This window comes from Streptomyces sp. NPDC048258 (assembly GCF_043201995.1).
Lineage (GTDB): Bacteria > Actinomycetota > Actinomycetes > Streptomycetales > Streptomycetaceae > Streptomyces.
In genome coordinates this window covers 98,309-115,424 of the sequence record NZ_JBICZH010000023.1, presented here as the reverse complement: position 1 = coordinate 115,424, position 17,116 = coordinate 98,309, and the positions used below count along the sequence as shown (strand labels likewise).

Here is a 17,116-nt window from a genome sequence, read left to right as displayed (position 1 = left end):
TGGCCCCGAATCACGCCTGAAAGCAACGAAAGCAGCGCGTGTTGCCTAATACGGACATGTCCGTAACCCTCCCTTGTAAGGGACATGCGTCAAGGTCGCATTGACCGTCGGGGGCGGCAGGTCCGACCCATACCCAGGGAGCCCATGGACCGCAGCGTCCCAGCCCACCGGCGCCCGGCTTCTTCGCCGCCCGAAGCCCCTGCGCCGAACGGGTTCAAGGCCCTGTAACAGACGCTTCTGCCATTTCTCCGAATGCGCGTACGTAAACGGTTCTGGCGTACGGATATCGGTCGGCGTCGGCCCTGGTCGACGGTGACGAAGCTGTACTGCGCCCTGCGCGTCCTGTGCATCCGCCTGCGGCAATGTGCGCAGCGGGGAGGCCCGGGCAGCCCGGGCAGGTCCAGGAAATGCCGGGCGAGCCCTGCTCCGGCGGCGGGTCCGGGTATGCCGTCCTGGTCGTGGCGGAGGATGGGCGGGAGTGGATCGACGGCGTCGTGCGCGCTGCATGCCGCCGTGCCCGGTCACTCCAGGTCATCGAGCGTCCCGGCGCCCTCCGCCGCTCCGCCGTGATCGCCGCGCCGGGAGGGGATGCGGCTCACCCTCGGCTCTCGTGCCTCCTTGTATGCAGCCGAAGGCCGCGGCCGGACGGCGCAGGGCTCGGGCGGCTTGCGCAGGCGCGGCGGCAGCTTTTACCAAGATCGGTTCTGGATGTCCAGCCACGTATTCGAGTGGCGTGACGCACGTGCCCTCGCAGGGTTTATTTGAAGTGTGCCCACCGGGGAAGCCCGGGAGGAAATGAGGTCGGAAAACTATTCCCGGCCTGTTCTGCGGGACGGATTCAATCCCTTTTCTTTATTGCATCGAATGGAGAATTCTCATGCACAAGCTGTTCTCGACTCGTCGTGTTGTTCTGGCCGGAGCTTCCCTGGCGCTGGTGGGCGGCGGTATCGCGCTGCCGGCGACCGCGATGGCCGCACCGGCCGCCGTCCCGCAGCACGCCGTCACCCTCGCCCCCAGTGACAGCGCCGACGGTATCGGTACGGGTGGTGACGCCAACGCCGAGAACACGACGGTCGGTGGTACCGCCACTGGTGGAAACGCCAACTCGGGTGTCGGTCAGTGTGAGGGCGGGTGCGACGTCACCACGGGTGCGGCCACCGGCGGCAACGCCAGTGCCGACGCCGTCAACACCGGTGACGCCACCTCCGTGGGCGGTGACGGCACGGGCACGGGCGGCACGGTGAGCAAGGTCGAAAAGCAGGTGATCAAGAACCAGCTCAAGGACGCCCTGAAGGCGAAGCTCGGCAAGTGAGGGCCGACAGCCCCACAGCCCCGGGAGCAGATCCCGGCGAGCCGCCCCATCCACACTGCAGACGCCGGAGAGGCTGACCACCTCTCCGGCGTCTGCATGCCCGTCGGCGACTCCTCGCGGCGTCGAGACGCACTGCGGTCTCCCGGCAAATTGGCTGGGCAGTGTCTTTCCGATCTTGCCTAGTCCGCGGCGTCCCGCTCCGCCTGCATCCAGGTCACCGGCTCCTGCCGGTTGAGCCGGGGGATGGGCCGCGGGTCACACCACAGCAGTCGGGGAGGTGTCACGCACCCATCCTGCCCCGAGCAGCCACTGCGCTCACCGGCGGGTACCGACACACCCAGCTCGTCGCGGCTCCGCTCGGCCGCGACAGCTGCCCCCTGCGAGCCGCTGTATGGCGCGAACAGCCCCAAGGCCGGCTGTGCCTGGCCGCCCGGGGCCCGCCGGGCGGATGCCGGTGGGCGGGTGGTCAGGTGTGCAGCCGGCTGTTGGTGCCGTCGCCGCGGGGCCGTGTCTTTCGGATCACGCCGAGCCCGGCAAAGGCTGGGCGGGACCCGCCCAGCGCAGCGTTCGGGAGCTACGGGACTCGTTCGGTCAGAAGGATCCGGTTCCGCTCGTGGTCGACCGCCACGATCTGTACGGACATCTCCCGGCCCTCGCGGAAGGCCTCCGCGGACGCAGCCGGCCCGGTGAGCGGAACGAGTCCCTCGACGCAGTCGGCCAGGCGCACGAAGATGCCGATGGACGCGATCTTCGTGATGCGTCCGCCGACGACCTGGCCGACGCGGAAGCGAGGCAGCAGGTCTTCGTGCTCGGCCCACTCGCCGAGCACGATCCCCACCTGGTGATTGTGGTCGGCGTGCCAAACGACCTCGCCGGTGATGCGCTGCCCCACGGTCGGCAGCTCCATGCACCTGGGCATCCTGTCGATCCTGGCCAGGCCCACGGCGTCGGGGCGGCCGTCGATGCACAGGAAGACACCGAAGGGCTGCCGGCCGACGACCTCGCCGGTGATGCGGGTACCGACGGGCAGAACGCGGACGGTCTCGACCCAGGCCGAGGCCGCGTCGGGCACGCGCCTGCCGTTCTCCCCGGGCCAGGAGTACTCGCTCATCCACAGATCATGGCATGTGCCGGTCACGCCCGGAGAGGCGTCTGGCGCTCTGACCGGAGACGATCAACGGGTTCCGTTCTGGTCCGGGCGTCGCGGAGAACTCGCGTGCGGCCGCGTCACGTGTCTGCGAGCATGCGGCGCTGTGGAGATCAACAACTTTGTCGTCCGCCGTGCGGTCGACTCCGATGCTGCCGCGGTGGCCGAGGTGTGGCTGCGTTCCTTCACGGCGGCGCTTGCGGGCGTGCGCCGAGCGCATACGGACGACCAGGTCCGGTCCTGGGTGCGGGAGGTGGTCGTGCCTGGCCAGGAAACGTGGGTGGTTACGGTCGAGGGCTCGGTGGTGGGGATGATGGTGTTGGACGGCGAAGACCTGGATCAGCTCTATCTCGATCCGGCCTGGCAGGGCCAGGGCATCGGCGGCCGCCTCATGCGGGTGGCGAAGCAGCGCCGTCCCGCCGGGCTGACGCTGTGGACGTTCCAGGTCAACGAGTCGGCACGTCGCTTCTACGAGCGGCACGGCTTCGTCGCTGCCGAGTACACCGACGGTCACCGCAACGAGGAACGTGAGCCGGACATCCGGTACGTGTGGCGCCCTGGGAAGCAAGAGCTCTGAGGACGCTCAAGCCATCTGGGCGAGTGGTCGTCCGACCCAGCGGATGCCCTTCTCGCTACGGACGCGGACGCGGGCGCGTTCGCGTCGTTGGGCGGACAGGTTGTCCATGACCACGTAGATCGGGGCGCCGTCTGGGACGCGCTGCCCGGATGCTCCTGAGTGCGGCCCAGGTCGGGCCGATGCCCTTGCGGCATCGGCTGATGCCCAGAGGGTGTCGTCGCCGACCGAGCAGCAGCCGTGGAAGCAGGTGACCCCGTGGGTGCGGTGATAGGGCGCCGGCAACGGTCGGGACGCTCCGTCGGCGAGCTTGCGGGTCGACCAGTGGCACTGGCCTACCGCCCTTTGCCCGTTGCGGGCCTCGCCGCAGTCGTCGGCCGCAGCCACCGCCGTGGCTGCTGACTCCGCGGAGCTCCGCTCACCGGTGTCGGGCTCTCCCTCGATCTCAACGCCGCGGTGGATCCGGAGGCGCACGGGGTGGTTGCCTCCGCCGTCGGCGGCGCGGGTGCGGACGGCAGTTGCCGGGAGTGAAGTTCCGCTGTCAGACCAGGCAGAACTCGTTTCCTTCCGGATCAGCCATCACCACATGATCGGGCCGGCCCTGCATGTCCTCCTCACGAACCACGGTCGCACCGGCAGCGGTCAACCGCTCCACCGCCTTGACCACGCGCGGCCATCGCACCTCCCACGGTGTCTCACGGCCGCCACCGACCTGAACGTCCAAGTGCACCCGGTTCTTCACCGCCTTCGGCTCCGGCACCTTCAGGAAGGACAAGTTGGGGCCCGCCCCCTCGGGATCACAGAGGTACGCGCCCTCATCCCACTCGTCCTCAGGAATCCCATGATGAGAGAACCATTCCTCCCAGCTCCCGAATCCTGCGGGTGCGGGCTTCTCCACATAGCCCAACGCCAGTGCCCAGAAGTCGGCCAGCTTCGCCGGGTGCGCGCAGTCGATCGTCAAGCTCCACCTGGTCGCCATGCGGCCCTCCTCGGGGGTCAGATGCGGCGACGGTACCGCGCGTCCCTGACATCACGGTCAGTGAAGCCCTTCACGTAACGAGAGCCAAAGCCCGGGCAGCCGTCACACATCGCCGGTTACCACCCGGTCGACCTTCCAGTCGGGCGTCGTACGCACGCGAGGCCTACCCGTGGTGACCCCGGTCCCTCGGCAGCAGCACCGAGCGGTCCCAGGGCCTGAACACAGAGCAGGGGGCGCCAAACTACAGCGCCGCCAGGGCCGTTGACGCTCACCGGCAGTCGTCCGGCCACCGGGATCGCGCGCTGAATTCTTAGCATCAGCGGCCAACTATTCGCCCGGTCGCCGCCAGGACGACTACAAAGGATCGGACCGAGCCGAACCCGGCGACGGGGATGATGTCACCCGTCGACGATCGGGATGATATCGAAGGCGGTGGATGCACGTGCGTGAGTTCAGCAGGATCGAACCGATTTCGGTCAGATTACTTCCGAGGAGTCCGAGTTCCGGCTCCTTCACCTGATGTGGGCGGCCGTGCTGAAACCCGTGTCGTTCTCATCGGCGTACGCATCGGTGGACGAGTACCGGCTCCTGACGTCGACCATCCGGTCGAGAGCGGATGAGGCCAAGGGCTTTTTCAGCAGGGCCGGGCGCTGGGAGGGAGGAATGCCCTTCCTCCCGGTGCGCATTCAGCAGCGAGGCTTGTTCATCGAGCTGTACATCGAGCTCCGCCTGCAGAATGCGGGCCTTCGCGTTGTCGGGTTCCGCAACACCTTCGAGAACGGGCAGGCCCCGCCGGAGGCGTATGTCCGTCACGTGCGGGACTCGGTCGCGCCACCGGGAATCCGCCGAACGGAAGCCCTGCCGTTCGGTGGAGGCCGCTCCGACCTGGAGACGGCCGCCGACGTCCGGCGTTCGGGGATCTCCCTGGGGCGCCGACCCTTGGGCAACGCGGTCGTCTGGCTGCATCGGAACCGCGATCCGAAGTGCACCGCACACGGAATTCTCGTGCTCTCGGAAATGCTGTGCGAGGCTGCCCGATACCCCGCCCTGGCCGATGCGATGTCACGCATCTGGATGACCGGCGGACGACTGTCGGCCGCAGCAGACACCGCAGCAGACGCCGCGGCAGTCGCCCGGAACTCTTCACATGGGCCCCCATCCACGAGCGTTGGGGCACCGAAGAAGGAGCGAGACCCTCTCCAGGAGCTCATCTCAACCCCGTACGATCTGCGATTCCCGTCCCGGGGATCCACGGAACAGGAGCGAATGTGATAGTCAAGCGCACCGGTCGCCTCGTGGTACTCGCCGCCGTACCCGCCTCCGTATTCCTGACCCTGGGCTTTTCCGGACCAGCTCTCGCGGAGGGTGGAAAGGCGTACCAGATCGACCTGGCGCAGCTGAACGAATCAGGCTCCAGCGGTACGGTCATGCTCAGCCTCAAGGGCAACCAACTCACCGTGCAAATCGAGTCCGAGGGCATGGTGCCCGGACAGCCGTCGGCGCAGCATCTGCACGGCTCGACGAAGGGGCACGACTTCCGCTGCCCGGACGCCACCGACGACACCGACGGCGACGGGGTCCTCAGCAACACCGAGGCCACGCACGACTACGGCGACATCAACATCTCACTCACCACGGCCGGGGACACCAAGGCCACCAGCGGTCTCGCCGTGGAGCGCATGCCCGTCGCCGACAAGCAGGGCAAGGTCTCCTACAAGCGGACGATCGCCGTCGGCCAGGACGTGGTCGACCACATCAAGGACCTGCACGTCGTGCAGCACGGCATCGACCGCAACAAGAACGACAAGTACGACTTCGAGGGGGCCGGCAAGAGCGAGCTCGACCCGAAGCTGCCCCAGGAGGCCACGGCTCCGACCAACTGCGGAGAGGTCAAGGGCGCGGCCGTGGGGTCCATTCCGGTCGGCGGCATCGAGACCGGCGGCGGTTCTCCGGAGCGCGCGGCGGTACCGGTGACGGTGCGCGACGGTGCGGCGATCACCGTACTCGCGGTGGTGGCCGGTGCGGTGGCCGTCGCGCGGAAGCGGGGCACTGCCGTCCCCGTCCGCAGGGAGACCACCGGGGGCGGCGCGTGAAGCCGGCCCCCGCGATCTCCGCATCCACCACAGGGCTCCGCCAGCGCCGGACCGCAGGCACTCTGGCGGCCGCCGCGCTCGCCGGGCTGCTCCTCGCGGGGTGCGCCGGCCAGAACGCGGTGAAGCCCCCCGCCCCTGAGGGGCAAGCCCTCCAGGGCGGGGCACCGGCCGCCGTCGGCGCCACTCCCACCGGGAAGGCACCCGCGGGCGGATCGCAGGGCGGTACGGGCACGGGTGCGGGCCGGGCCGAGCCCGCCCTCGCCCGGTCGGAGCCGCAGAAGATCACGATCCCCTCCCTCGGCCTGTCCAGCTCCCTGGAGACGCTGCGGCAGAACGCGGACGGCACCATGCAGACCCCGAAGGACCCCGCGCTCGCGGGCTGGTACGAGCCGGGGCCGACCCCCGGCTCCCAGGGACCGGCCGTGATCGCCGGGCATGTCACGTGGAACGGAGCATCCGCCGTGTTCGAGAAGCTGAAGACGATGAAGACCGGTGACACCATCGAGGTGACCCGGCGGGACAGCAAGACGGTCACGTTCACGGTGGACCGGGTCGCCGAGTACCCGAAGGCCGAGTTCCCCACACTGGAGGTCTACAAGAACCTCGACCACGCGGGCCTTCGCCTGGTCACCTGCGGCGGCGACTTCGACCCGAAGAAGCACTACTACGACAGCAACGTGGTCGTGTTCGCCCGCATGACGGACGCCGCGTAGCCAGGACGGCCGGCCAGGTCCGCTCGTACGTGTACCAGCGGCCTGCCCGGCCCGTTCGCCCGGATCCAGACCTCGCTCTCCGCTGGGGCAGGCGCCGACGGATCCGAACGCTTCGCCGCTGGAACGGATCGACCTGCGCCGACACACACGCCGCGCCGACATCCCCTTCAGCGCCGGCCATCGCACATGCACGGGCGACACCTTCGGCAGCTCTGGGGCGACGTCACGTCTCAGGCCCTGCCCTGCGCCCGTTCCAGCTGGTCCAGCGGGCGCAACACGCAGCGATTCAACAGCAGCGAAGGGCTGATCAGGGTCGAGCCGACCTCATGGCCCTCCTTGACGCAGGTGTACGGGGAGCTGTGCACCGCAACGTCATTGCCGACGGCGGTCACCTGGGCGGCCAGCGCGGACTTCTTCGCGCAGACGACCGTGGGACCCAGGACCTCGTCCGTGAGCCGGCCCGCCCGCACCCGGCGCACCCACAGCAGTTCGAGGATCAGCAGCCCGCGTACCGAGTACCCGCCGACGGCGGTGCCCAGCAGCCAGCCGTCACCCATCTGCCGCAGAAGTTCCGGCGGTGAGTACGGTCCCGGCTCGACCTCCAGCACACTGCACCGGGGCACCGCGGCCCCGGTGGCGCCCCGGCCGTGCCCGGTGCTCCGGCCCCCGCTCAGTCGGCGGGTGGCCCTGTGGGTCAGCAGGCCCGTCCAGCGGCCCTCCGTCAGCAACGTGACCGTACGGGCCGGGGTTCCTTCGTCGTCCTCGCGGTAGCTGCCCGCGTACGGGCGGGCCCCGGGGGTGTCCCGGACCGTCAGCGGGGCCGCGGTCCAGCGATCGCCCAGGACCCGGTCGGCCGAGGCCTCCTGGGCCAGGTAGTTGTCCGCCTCGCTGGTGTGGCCGAAGCATTCGTGGACGAACACCCCGGCCGCGGCGGGGGACAGGAGTGCGGCGCCCGACAGCGGCCGCGTGAGCGGCGTCCGCAGGGCCAGCAGCGCGCGGTCGGACTGTAACTGGCGTACGCCCCGCTGGATTTCCCCGGCCACGAAACCGCGGTCGTAGGCCGCGACCCCCCACTGGGGCGTATGGCCGTGGCGCGCGGGGCCGAGCGTGATGTGGACCCGCACCAGCCCGTCGTCCCGTTCCCCCGAGGAGATCTCCGTCCCCGGGCCGAGCAGGTCTGCGGCCTCCCTGAGCACGCCCGGGAGCGGATTCCCGACCGGATTCCCGACCGGATTCCCGACCGGATTCCCGAGCTGATATCCGAGGGTCACCCCGGCGCTTACCGGGAGGGCGTCACCCACGGCTCAGCCTGCTGATCGCCTCCCGGCAGCCGGCCATGAGCTGCTCGCCGGCCGCTGTCAGTTCGGCCGCCTCCAGCAGGTTCTTCTCGGCGGTCCGCAGCTGCCCCGCCTTCTGGAGCCGGTAGCGCTCCAGGCGGTCCAGCTCGACGGGATCGCTCTCCGTCGGCTGGTAGCGCCCGGCGGCGTACGCGTCGTTGATGAAGGACAGGATGCCGTGCAGGATGTGCCCGAGCGGGCGCTCGGCATCGACGAACGGCGAGTAGTGGGTCGCCTTGGGATTCCGTACGAGCGACACGCAGTCCAGCACTCCGCTGAAGCGCTGATGGGTGGCCTCGTGCACGAGCGACTGCGCCAGCATGTACGCGGGGCGCTCGCTGGTCAGGACGAGCCCGCGCAGCCCGTGCACGCTGAAGTTCAGCGGCTTCAGCCCGCGATGGCCGCCCAGCGCTCCGAAGGCCCGGATGTCGGTCGCGACCACGGCCAGCCCCTCGGGCCACACCTGCTCCAGGATGTCCGCCGCCGCCTGCAGTCGCGAGGCGAACGAGCGGGCACGTGCCGGATCGAGCCTGACGGCCTCCTCGTCGCCCTCCGACGCCCAGCCGAGCAGAAGCGAGCCCTGGGCGAGACCGTCCCCGGTGACCACCGGTGCCGAGGTGCCGACCGGCCCGGCGCCGCCCAGCCGTACGGAGGCGGGAGCCGCGGCCGGCTCGTACGCCAGGCAGTCGGCGAGCAGGCGCAGCAGCCGCGCCGGATCCGCGGCGCCCACCTCGCTGCGCCAGATCCAGCCGGTCACCTCCGGCCGCAGCGCCCAGTGCAGAGCGGCGTCCACGTCCATGCCGTCCAGCATTTCGCGGACCGCGGTCAGCGCCGGATCAGACCGGTGCTCCGCGTCCAGCCGCTGGACGGCGCGCAGAGCGCGGACCAGGTACTGCCTGGCGACAACCCGGTTCAGCTGCGTATCGGCCGCTATGGCCTCGGGGCCTTCGGCGAGCACGATCAGGGACAGCTCCGGCAGCCCCGCCGCCGACCTGTCCGCCGCCAGATCCTTTACGCGCATGGTTCTCCCACCTAGATCGTCCGGGCCCGGGCCACGGTCCGCAGGGCCCGCACCAGCGCCCCCTCAAGCCGGTCGAGGTCGGCGCCACCGGGCGGCAGCGGCCCCCACCAGGCCTCCTCCTCCGACAACCGGCGCAGCAGCGGCCGGAGGTACTGGTTCAGGGCGGATTCCGCGTTGTAGGAGAAGGAGACGCTCACCGAACCGCCGTCCTGCTGCGCGCCCTCGGTTCCTTCGTGCGGGGCGAACACCGGGAGGTACAGCACGTCGCCCGGCATCAGCTCGACCTGGAAGGGCGTCTCGGGCAGCCGGCCCGACGGAACGAAGCCCTTCGTCTCCAGCATCCGTTTGCGCTGCCGCTCCTGCGAAGTGTGCTCCGGAAGGCCGACCAGCCAGTTCTTCGACCCCTGCTGCTGGACGACGAAGTTGTCGCTGTGGTCGAAGTGGCAGCCGATGCCGGCGCCCCGGCCCCGGGTCACCGAAAGATCGGCGGTGCACTGCTCCCAGCCGAAGCGCTCGGCCAGAGCCGCGCAGGCTTCGGCGAGTTCGCTCAGCACGTGCTGTGCCTGGTTGACGAACAGCACCTGGCCGTCCTCGCGCCGGTGCACGTCCGACTTCGCCTGCGGCTCATCCGCCAGCCGCCCTTCCAGCGCCTCGATGTCGGACCAGTCGAGGGCGGGGGAGAGGAAGACGTCCCCGCAGCCCCGCCACACCACCGGCCGGCGGCGCCAGAAATCTCGGTAGAAGAGACCGACGTCCAGCTCCCGGCTCTCGACCAGTCCCGACTCGCCCAGCAGTCCCGACTCGTCCGTCACGCTCGTCCCACCCCTTCCGCTGTTCCCGCTCAACGCAACCCCCAGGCATCCAGCCGCTTTTCCAGCGCCTCGCGGACCTCCGGTGCGAGCTCCTCGCCGCGTCCGGTGAGGACTGCGACGAGCGCCCCGAAGACCGCCCGGCTTCCGCCGCCGATCACACACCGGCCCGGAGCGGCGAGATACATCGTGGGAACCAGTCCCCATGCGGCCGGCGCCTCGGCATAGTCACGGAACGCGTACAGCGTCCCCTCGTGCACCGCGGTGTCCGCCAGCCCGACGTCGAAGGTCGCACCGGCACCGGTGGCGATCGCCTGGGCCACGGCCACCGCGGCCTCGTGGTGGACGAGCGGCTCCACACCCGCCGCCTCACCCAGCGCACCGGAAGGTCCGAACAGCCGGGACTCCGCCACGAAACGATGGAAGCACTCGGGAAGGAGCCTCCCCCGCCTCGCGGGCGAGAACGGAACATCCCGGAAGTCCTGGAACTGCGGTGAGGCGATGAAGAGTTCGGCGATCTCATGGGGCGTACGGCCGGTGCGCTCGCGGACCACCTCCAGCGACCGGGGGAAGATCCGCCCCAGGCCGGGCCCCGTACCGGTCCCGCCGCTGACCACCTCCGAGCGGATGTTCCGCCCGACCAGGGCGAGTTCCCGTACGTCCACCCGCTCGAAGGCGGTGATCAGATCCGCGTCGAGCCCCAGCTCAGGATGGGACGGCCCGCCCTCGATGAAGGCGGTGCGTACGGTCTTGTCGTGCAGCAGCCGGTCCAGCACGTGCAGGATGCGCTCGTGCCGCCCGGCCTCGGTCGTCCGGTGGGCCGACCCCGGCAGGTGATCAGGCAGCACGGGTCTCCTCCTTCCACGCCCGCACCAGGGAGAAGAGCCGCTCGGCATTCGGCCGCGACTTCGGCACGAGCTCCCCGGCGGCGTCGAACTTCGGGTCCTCGTATGTGACACCGGCCAGCCGCGGCATTCTCGGCAGAAGATGTTCGAGCAGCATCAACTGCTCGTCGAGCAGCACCCCGTGGTGCAGGTCCCGGAAGCGCCCGTCGACGATCTGGCAGCCCGACAGGTGTACCTCGTGGCAGCGGTCCAGGGGCAGGGCCTCCAGCCCGTCGAGCATGCGCTCCCCTGTACGCCCCATCAGCCACTGGTAGGCGAGGATGTGCCCGACGTCGACCGTGGCGAGCGCACCCGTCTCGCGGACCACCGTGTCGAAGAACTCGAAGGCGTCCATGGTCCCCACCAGAAAGCTGCCACCCTCGGTGAAGCCCGGGAACTCCACCGACAGCGGCGCGTCCAGTCGTTCGACCCACTCGCCGACATGGCTGACGCAGCGCCGCAGCCCCTCGGCGGTCAGCACCGGCGGCATCGGATACGGCAGGCTCCGGCCGCCCAGGGACCATATGCCGAGGTCCTCGATCACCCAGCGGAACCCGTAGCGCTCGATGAGGGCGTTGGTGAAGTCCGCGATCGCGGACTTCTCGTAGCCCTCGGGGCTTCCGGTGTTGAGCATCGTGTGGTGGAACGCGCGCGGACGGCCCGCGCCGAACAGCTCGAAGAGCCGGTCGTAGGCCGGGAAGTAGCGCTCCGGCTCCAGCGGTCCGTAGTCGATGGGCTGGAAGGCGACGAACATGTAGTCGTACTCCTGCGCGCTCCGTCCGAGGAACGCCGTCACCTGGTCCGTGGGGCGTCCCTCGCCGGTCTTGTCGAAACCGATCCGTTCGCCCCAGACGAGATCCATGCCCAGGCCAAGTCCCAGTTTCTCCATCAGGAGACCCCCTCCACTCCTGGTTGATCCAGTACGAGCAGTCGTTTGTCCACCATGCGCGAGAGCCAGCGCCGGGCCTCCGGGCCCTCGGCGGTGAGCCGGCCGTCGGTCGTGCGCTCCACCCCTGGCGGCAGGGCCGCCATCCGGGGCCAGGCGACATCGGCCAGGAACCACTGGGCCCGTACGACGTCCAGGGCGACGCCGAACCGCGGTTTCACCCGCGCCCCGGCCGTCGTCGGCGCCCCGACCCCGGCCCCGGCTCCAGCCCCTGCCCCGCCCGCCGACTCCGGGCGCTGCGCGAGGTCGGGCCGGCTCGCACGTTCCGCGTCGGGAACGGCCTCCACCGACATGCGCAGCAGCCGCTGCCGGGCTTCTTCGGTCGCCGCTTCGTCGAGCAGGGCGCCGCCGACGCGTCCCGCGGCGAAGGCCAGGCCCTCGTTGGTGATCAGGTACTCGTCGTCCGGCCGGATCCGGCGGCTCTCCCACAGATGGCTTCCCGGCTCGGCGACGAGCAGCTGCATGGTGTCGAGGCCCATGTCCTCGGGGTGGCGCTGGATGACCTCGGCCGTGTCGCGGTACCCCTGCTCGGCGGCCGGATGGGCGAAGCCGTCCATGAAGGACAGATTGGTGGTGATCCCGGCCGCGGTCAGATTCCCCACGGCCAGCTCCGCGTGCCGGGCGTCCTGGCCCTTGCGCAGGGAGTCGAGGATGTCCTGGTGGTCGGTCTCGTACCCCGCCGACATCTGCACGCAGCCCAGTTCGTACAGCCGCTTGCAGAACTCCGAGTCGGCCAGCTCGGGTTCGAGCCGGGCCCGGACCCGGAAGGTCAGCGAAACTCCCTGGTCGCGCACCGCCTGCATCACTCGGAGCAGATGCCGCAGTCCGGTGTTCTCGTCGGTGACCGCCACATCCGTGATGCCCAGCCGGGCGGCGAGCGCGACCAGATGCGCGGCGGCCGCCTCCGGGGCGATCTGCTGGAAGGCCCGGGCGTCGTGGTAGCGGTTGCCGTACGAACAGAACGTGCACTTTCCCCAGAAACAACCGACGGTGAGCCGGTAGGGGAACTGGTGGGCCTGGTTGCTGTAGTCGGCGAAGTCGAACTGGCCGAAGTCCGGCATCGGCTGGTCGTTCAGCACGAAGCCGTCCGCGAGTCCGGCCGCCTCCAGCCGTGCCTCCCGCCGCGCCTCCAGCCCCACTTCCCGTCCCGGCTCCAGGTCAGGGTCCGGCCCGGGTCCCGGTTCCGCGGCGGGCGGCTGCGGGCCCGCGGCCATCGGCCCGCCGAGGACCTTCGCGAGATAGTCCTCGCCGTGCCCGAGGCACCAGTGGTCGATGAGGCGCGCCGCCGCGACCCTGTGGCGCAGCGCCTTCTCCCACATCTGCACCGTAGGCCCGCCGACCATGATCCGCTGCTCGGGACGCCGCTGCTTGAGCAGCGTGCACAGGGCGAGCGTGGGAACGAGCTGGCTGAAGAACGGTACGGAGAACGCCAGGACCCTGGACCGGTGTTCGTCCAGCAGTGCTTCGAGACGGTCGGCGCCCCAGCGGGCGGACCAGCCTTCGGTACCGGCCCGCACCAGCCTGTCCAGCCGGGACATCAGGAGGGGACCGGGGAGCATCCACCCGTCCTGGGTGGCCTGCTGGGTGACGTAGCGGACGATCGCGCGGATCGCCACCTCCTGGTCGAAGCCGGAGGTGCGGTCGCGGGACCGGTCCAGCAGCCGCTGGCCGTGATGCTCCCGGTAGCGATCGGAGACGCGTCGGAAGACCTCCTTGGCCGGTGGCCGCGGACCTTCGCCGGACCCGGGCCGCCCGGGGTCCTCGTCCGTCGCGCGCCGGCGCAGGACCGCGCTGCGGTACTCAAGGTTCAGATCGCAGCAGATCACGTCGTAGCCCTGGGCCGTCCACGCCGCGGTGAGCTGCGGCAGCGCGAGGTACGGGAACTGCACGGCTTCGCTCACCGGCGGCATCACCAGCAGTACGTCGCTGCCCGGGCCGCCCGTCATACCTGCTCCGCGCCCTGCCCCGCACCGCGCGGGCCGGTGCCCTGCGGGCCGGTCAGCCCGCCGATCAGCTCCAGCCGCCGGCCGGCCGCGGCCGCGCTCTCCCGGTCGCCCGCGTGCTGCGAGAGCAGCCGCAGCGTGCGCCAGACCCCGGCCCGTAGCGGCAGTTCGTCCGCCAGGCCGCGCAGCTCGTCCAGGGCCGGGCCGGGACCGTCGAGCCGGGTGGTGGCCCGGACCGACATGATGCGCGCGTGCATCGCCAGGGTGTCCCGGCCGTCGACGGCGATCGCTTCGCGCAGCCAGTACCTGGCCGTCCGGTGCCCGCCCCGCGCGTAATGGGCGATACCGATCTTGTACGCGAGCCAGCTCGACCGGTACCCGCCGGCCACGGCCCGCTCGTAGAACTCCTGGGCCTGCGCCGGACTCTGGGAGGCGAGGGCCAGACCGCGCAGCGCGATCGCCACGCCGGGCGCGGCCTCCGTACCGCTGCCACGCTCCGCCGTCCCCGTACCGTCCTCGTCCGCCGGCAGCGTGTGCCCCCGGTGGACGTTGAGCAGGAGGTCCTCCGGCCACGGCGTGGAGGGCAGGAAGGAGGAGGTGCGAGCCCGCAGGCCCAGCCGTGCGGCGACGTCCGCGCCGACCCGGCGGAATTCGTGGGGCAGGAAACCGGACCGGGTCGACCAGGTCATCGCGGACAGCTCACCGCCACAGGCGGCGACCATCGAGGCCAGGTCCTCCACGGAATGGTCAGCCCGGCCGTGCTCGTCCATCAGCCAGTCCAGGTCGATGTCGACCACGACGTCGCCGGACACGTGCGCCGCGAGGTGCCGGGTGAGCAGATCGGGCGGTACGACGGCCAGCCACACCCCGCACAGCCGGACGGTCAGGCAGCAGTCGCTCATCCGGGGTTCGGCGTCGGCGCCGCCCGTGGCGATCAGTGAGACGGAGTCCACCGCCGTCGCCGCCCAGCCCTCGTGGGAGGTCCAACTGGGCACCCACACCAGATCGGTGAGTCCGCCGGCGATCGCGGCCGCCGACCAGAAGTCGTCCAGCCCGAAGGCGCCGGCAACGCCCCGGACCGGGAGCCTCCGCAGCAGCCCGGCAGGGTCCTCGCCCCGCGCGGCCGCCCGGCTCAGGGCCTCCTCGCCGCCCGGGGCGAGCGGTTTGAGGTCGAGGTGGCGGTCGAAGCAGACGACGGTGCGGTCCCGGTAGAGGCCCTCGGTCCAGAGGGCCGCCACCTCACCGTGCTCCTCGAAGAGGTCAACGTGTCCGGACATCCTCGGCCCGTTCCGCGGAGAGGGCCTCCGCTGATTGAGGCTGCGTCTGCGGCTTCGGCTCCCCGCCGGCCTCGTCCCCGGGCTTGTCGGCGGGCTTGTCCGCGGACGGAACCGGGGCGGAGCCGAAGCGGCGGGTGTCCGGGCTGAACATCGTCAGGGCGGTGGTCACGAGGACGAGGACGCCGGCCCAGAGCATGATTGATTCCGCGTCGAGGAAGTGCAGCAGTGCCGCGCCCAGCAACTGGCCGAGCGGCAGCGAAGCGAAGGAGAAGAAGAAGTCCGCGGAGAACGCGCGGCCGTGCAGGCGGTCGGGCACCTCCCGGCGCAGCCCGGCCATCTTCACCACGTCGAAGGCCTGCTGGCCGATCCCGCCGACGACGAAGGCGGCCGTCAGCAGCAGCACCGATTCCGTCAGCACGGGCGCCAGCGCGGTCAGGCCGAACAGGCCGAGCAGCCCCAGCGCGTACAGACCGCGACGGCTGCCGCGGATCCGGCCGCCGAGGAAGGCGCCGACCACCGTTCCCGCCGCGAAGGAGCCGAGGACCAGCGCGTAGACGGTGGCGCTGTGTCCCCGCTCGATGATGAGTACCGGCAGGGCCACCATCCACGGCCCGACGGCGAACAGGACGTGCACCACGGCCAGCAGCTGTACGTAGCGCAGCCAGCGCACCCGCCACAGCACGGCCAGGCCGCCCAGGGCGGAGCGCAGCAGAGGCTCCTCGGGCTCCTCCTCTTCTGCTTCCTTCCGCTCCTCCGGCCCGGCGAGTTCCCCGGCCGGTTCCGGGGCCGGTTCCCCGGTCCGCTCTCCGGCGTGTTCCCGGAAGTCCTCGGTGCTCTTCCCGGCTTCCGGCGCGGCGGACCGCGCCGCATACCGGCCACCGGCCCAGCGGGTGGCGGCCGCGGACAGGCCGAAGGTCACGGCGGCGGCCAGAGCGCCTGCCGACGGGCTGAGCAGCGCGATGAGTGCGGCAGCCAGCGTCGGCCCCACGATGCCCGAGGTGTTGCGCATGCCCTCCAGCAGCCCGTAGGCGGCGGTGATCCGGTGCTCCTCGGCTTCCTCGTCCTCCTCCGAACGGGGACCGGCCGCCGGATCCTTTCCGGGCAGGATGCGAGGGGCGATGACGAGCAGCGCCGGCTCGCTCACCGCCTCGCAGAGCCCGATGACGATCGCGACGGCAAGGACGACCGCGTCCAGGTCTCCGTGCCAGAAGAGGGCCAGGGTGATCAGTGCGAACACCCGCGTGGCATCAGCGGTCACTGCGGCGATTACCGGATTAATACGATCCAGAAGAGCGCCACTGAAGAGAACCACACCGCCCAGCGCGAGAAATCGGGCCGCGAATGCGGCCCCAATGGTCTCTGCCGGAGTTCCCGCCTGCGCAGCGGCAACAACGACGATGATCGGGAACAGTGCATCACCGAGGAGCGAGACCGCCTGCCCGAAACAGAGTGCCGCGAAACGTCGTTGGCCGAGCAGATCAAGATAGATTCTCACGGGGGGCGGGAAGCCTTTCTCGCGCTGAAGCCGGCCGCCGACCCCGGGCGGCCTGAACTGTGAACAGCGAGCTCAGAGCCGCTGTGGGGCCGACGGCCTGCTCAGAGTCAGTTCCGGAAACGGAACGCGTGGAACGCCACGCCCTCGTCCAGGTCCTCGGCCTCAAGCACTTCGAGGCTGTCGAGGGACTCGATGTCCTCGATGATGTTCTGCTCGTTCGTGGACTCGCCCATAATTCCTCCAACATAAGGAAGATGGAACCGATAGACGGATGCCTATCAGTGGAGCGACCCCGATTCTATGGAGCGCGCTTCGCGCCAGTAAAGAGTCGAAGCCAGTTTGGCCGGAACGGCGGCTGAAGTGGAAGGTTTAATTCATCTGTGTCTGCCTGACCTGGGCCAATGGTCAATGAAACTGGAATTCTTAATTCGGATGAGTGTCGTCTGGCTTGATTTCGCCTTGAGTTCAGGGGGGGGCATGCAGACGTCCTGGGCCGGATCACGCCAACTGTCGTTGGACAGGTTGGCGGAGACACGCGCCGGCCACGGCCAGGCCGTCGGGATCACACCCGCCTCGTGGCGGATGC

16 protein-coding genes and 2 pseudogenes are annotated in these 17,116 nt (G+C 70.2%); 5 read left to right on the top strand and 13 right to left on the bottom strand.

Annotated features, from left to right (window positions below):
• The first annotated feature begins 877 nt into the window (after window positions 1–877).
• Complete coding sequence (locus ACGFYQ_RS35545) at window positions 878–1,312, top strand: hypothetical protein (RefSeq protein WP_393749785.1); 435 nt, start codon at window positions 878–880, stop codon at window positions 1,310–1,312.
• A 574-nt stretch (window positions 1,313–1,886) separates the two neighbouring features.
• Here ACGFYQ_RS35545 and ACGFYQ_RS35540 read toward each other — a convergent pair.
• The gene (locus ACGFYQ_RS35540) at window positions 1,887–2,423 is read right to left on the bottom strand and encodes a S1 RNA-binding domain-containing protein (RefSeq protein ID WP_393750334.1); all 537 of its coding nucleotides are present in this window, start codon (window positions 2,421–2,423) and stop codon (window positions 1,887–1,889) included.
• A gap of 142 nt (window positions 2,424–2,565) precedes the next feature.
• On the opposite strand from ACGFYQ_RS35540, the gene ACGFYQ_RS35535 reads away from it, so the two are divergent.
• Complete coding sequence (locus ACGFYQ_RS35535) at window positions 2,566–3,036, top strand: GNAT family N-acetyltransferase (protein WP_393750333.1); 471 nt, start codon at window positions 2,566–2,568, stop codon at window positions 3,034–3,036.
• A gap of 84 nt (window positions 3,037–3,120) precedes the next feature.
• On the opposite strand, the pseudogene ACGFYQ_RS35530 reads toward ACGFYQ_RS35535, so the two are convergent.
• Together ACGFYQ_RS35530 and ACGFYQ_RS35525 are read right to left on the bottom strand one after the other, a co-directional pair.
• Window positions 3,121–3,324: pseudogene (locus ACGFYQ_RS35530) on the bottom strand (IS630 family transposase); the annotation flags it as partial.
• A 250-nt stretch (window positions 3,325–3,574) separates the two neighbouring features.
• Window positions 3,575–4,012 carry a VOC family protein gene (locus ACGFYQ_RS35525; RefSeq protein WP_393750332.1) on the bottom strand — a complete coding sequence of 146 codons (438 nt, stop codon included), beginning with the start codon at window positions 4,010–4,012 and terminating at the stop codon, window positions 3,575–3,577.
• Between the two features lie 531 nt (window positions 4,013–4,543).
• On the opposite strand from ACGFYQ_RS35525, the gene ACGFYQ_RS35520 reads away from it, so the two are divergent.
• The 3 genes from ACGFYQ_RS35520 to ACGFYQ_RS35510 are packed head-to-tail and all read left to right on the top strand — an operon-like array spanning window position 4,544 to window position 6,818.
• On the top strand, window positions 4,544–5,284 hold the full coding sequence (locus ACGFYQ_RS35520) for a ribosome-inactivating family protein (protein ID WP_393750331.1): 741 nt from the start codon (window positions 4,544–4,546) through the stop codon (window positions 5,282–5,284).
• Window positions 5,281–6,105, top strand: a complete 825-nt coding sequence (locus ACGFYQ_RS35515; RefSeq protein WP_393750330.1) for a hypothetical protein — start codon at window positions 5,281–5,283, stop codon at window positions 6,103–6,105. The genes ACGFYQ_RS35520 and ACGFYQ_RS35515 overlap by 4 nt, the downstream gene beginning before the upstream one ends.
• Entirely contained in the window at window positions 6,102–6,818 is a 717-nt protein-coding gene (locus tag ACGFYQ_RS35510; protein ID WP_393750329.1) for a class F sortase, read from the top strand. The genes ACGFYQ_RS35515 and ACGFYQ_RS35510 overlap by 4 nt, the downstream gene beginning before the upstream one ends.
• Before the next feature lie 230 nt (window positions 6,819–7,048).
• Here ACGFYQ_RS35510 and ACGFYQ_RS35505 read toward each other — a convergent pair whose 3' ends face one another.
• The 10 genes and pseudogenes from ACGFYQ_RS35505 to ACGFYQ_RS35460 form a co-directional block, all read right to left on the bottom strand.
• Window positions 7,049–8,014, bottom strand: a complete 966-nt coding sequence (locus ACGFYQ_RS35505) for a metallopeptidase TldD-related protein (RefSeq protein ID WP_393750328.1) — start codon at window positions 8,012–8,014, stop codon at window positions 7,049–7,051.
• Between the two features lie 97 nt (window positions 8,015–8,111).
• Complete coding sequence (locus tag ACGFYQ_RS35500; RefSeq protein WP_393750327.1) at window positions 8,112–9,176, bottom strand: aKG-HExxH-type peptide beta-hydroxylase; 1,065 nt, start codon at window positions 9,174–9,176, stop codon at window positions 8,112–8,114.
• An 11-nt stretch (window positions 9,177–9,187) separates the two neighbouring features.
• On the bottom strand, window positions 9,188–9,988 hold the full coding sequence (locus ACGFYQ_RS35495) for a JmjC domain-containing protein (RefSeq protein WP_393750326.1): 801 nt from the start codon (window positions 9,986–9,988) through the stop codon (window positions 9,188–9,190).
• Window positions 9,989–10,017: 29 nt separating this feature from the next.
• Window positions 10,018–10,833: a hypothetical protein gene (locus ACGFYQ_RS35490; RefSeq protein ID WP_393750325.1), complete on the bottom strand. Its 816-nt coding sequence runs from the start codon at window positions 10,831–10,833 to the stop codon at window positions 10,018–10,020.
• Window positions 10,823–11,758 (bottom strand): DUF692 family multinuclear iron-containing protein, encoded by a 936-nt coding sequence (locus ACGFYQ_RS35485; protein ID WP_393750324.1) that lies wholly within the window; start codon window positions 11,756–11,758, stop codon window positions 10,823–10,825. Before ACGFYQ_RS35485 ends, ACGFYQ_RS35490 begins: the two co-directional genes overlap by 11 nt.
• Window positions 11,758–13,761 carry a B12-binding domain-containing radical SAM protein gene (locus tag ACGFYQ_RS35480; RefSeq protein ID WP_393750323.1) on the bottom strand — a complete coding sequence of 668 codons (2,004 nt, stop codon included), beginning with the start codon at window positions 13,759–13,761 and terminating at the stop codon, window positions 11,758–11,760. Before ACGFYQ_RS35480 ends, ACGFYQ_RS35485 begins: the two co-directional genes overlap by 1 nt.
• Entirely contained in the window at window positions 13,758–15,035 is a 1,278-nt protein-coding gene (locus ACGFYQ_RS35475; protein ID WP_393750322.1) for a hypothetical protein, read from the bottom strand. The genes ACGFYQ_RS35480 and ACGFYQ_RS35475 overlap by 4 nt, the downstream gene beginning before the upstream one ends.
• The gene (locus tag ACGFYQ_RS35470; RefSeq protein WP_393750343.1) at window positions 15,019–16,272 is read right to left on the bottom strand and encodes an MFS transporter; all 1,254 of its coding nucleotides are present in this window, start codon (window positions 16,270–16,272) and stop codon (window positions 15,019–15,021) included. The genes ACGFYQ_RS35475 and ACGFYQ_RS35470 overlap by 17 nt, the downstream gene beginning before the upstream one ends.
• Before the next feature lie 48 nt (window positions 16,273–16,320).
• A pseudogene (locus tag ACGFYQ_RS35465) lies at window positions 16,321–16,530 on the bottom strand (hypothetical protein); the annotation flags it as partial.
• A 107-nt stretch (window positions 16,531–16,637) separates the two neighbouring features.
• Entirely contained in the window at window positions 16,638–16,763 is a 126-nt protein-coding gene (locus ACGFYQ_RS35460; RefSeq protein WP_393750321.1) for a hypothetical protein, read from the bottom strand.
• Window positions 16,764–17,116 lie beyond the last annotated feature (353 nt).

Excerpts from the sequence above, each read along its gene's own strand:
- ACGFYQ_RS35460 (WP_393750321.1), bottom strand. The coding sequence starts at position 16,763 with ATGGGCGAGTCCACGAACGAGCAGAACATCATCGAGGACATCGAGTCC.
- ACGFYQ_RS35545 (WP_393749785.1), top strand. The coding sequence starts at position 878 with ATGCACAAGCTGTTCTCGACTCGTCGTGTTGTTCTGGCCGGAGCTTCC.
- ACGFYQ_RS35485 (WP_393750324.1), bottom strand. The coding sequence starts at position 11,758 with ATGGAGAAACTGGGACTTGGCCTGGGCATGGATCTCGTCTGGGGCGAA.
- ACGFYQ_RS35525 (WP_393750332.1), bottom strand. The coding sequence starts at position 4,012 with ATGGCGACCAGGTGGAGCTTGACGATCGACTGCGCGCACCCGGCGAAG.
- ACGFYQ_RS35500 (WP_393750327.1), bottom strand. The coding sequence starts at position 9,176 with ATGCGCGTAAAGGATCTGGCGGCGGACAGGTCGGCGGCGGGGCTGCCG.
- ACGFYQ_RS35475 (WP_393750322.1), bottom strand. The coding sequence starts at position 15,035 with ATGTCCGGACACGTTGACCTCTTCGAGGAGCACGGTGAGGTGGCGGCC.
- ACGFYQ_RS35540 (WP_393750334.1), bottom strand. The coding sequence starts at position 2,423 with ATGAGCGAGTACTCCTGGCCCGGGGAGAACGGCAGGCGCGTGCCCGAC.
- ACGFYQ_RS35480 (WP_393750323.1), bottom strand. The coding sequence starts at position 13,761 with ATGACGGGCGGCCCGGGCAGCGACGTACTGCTGGTGATGCCGCCGGTG.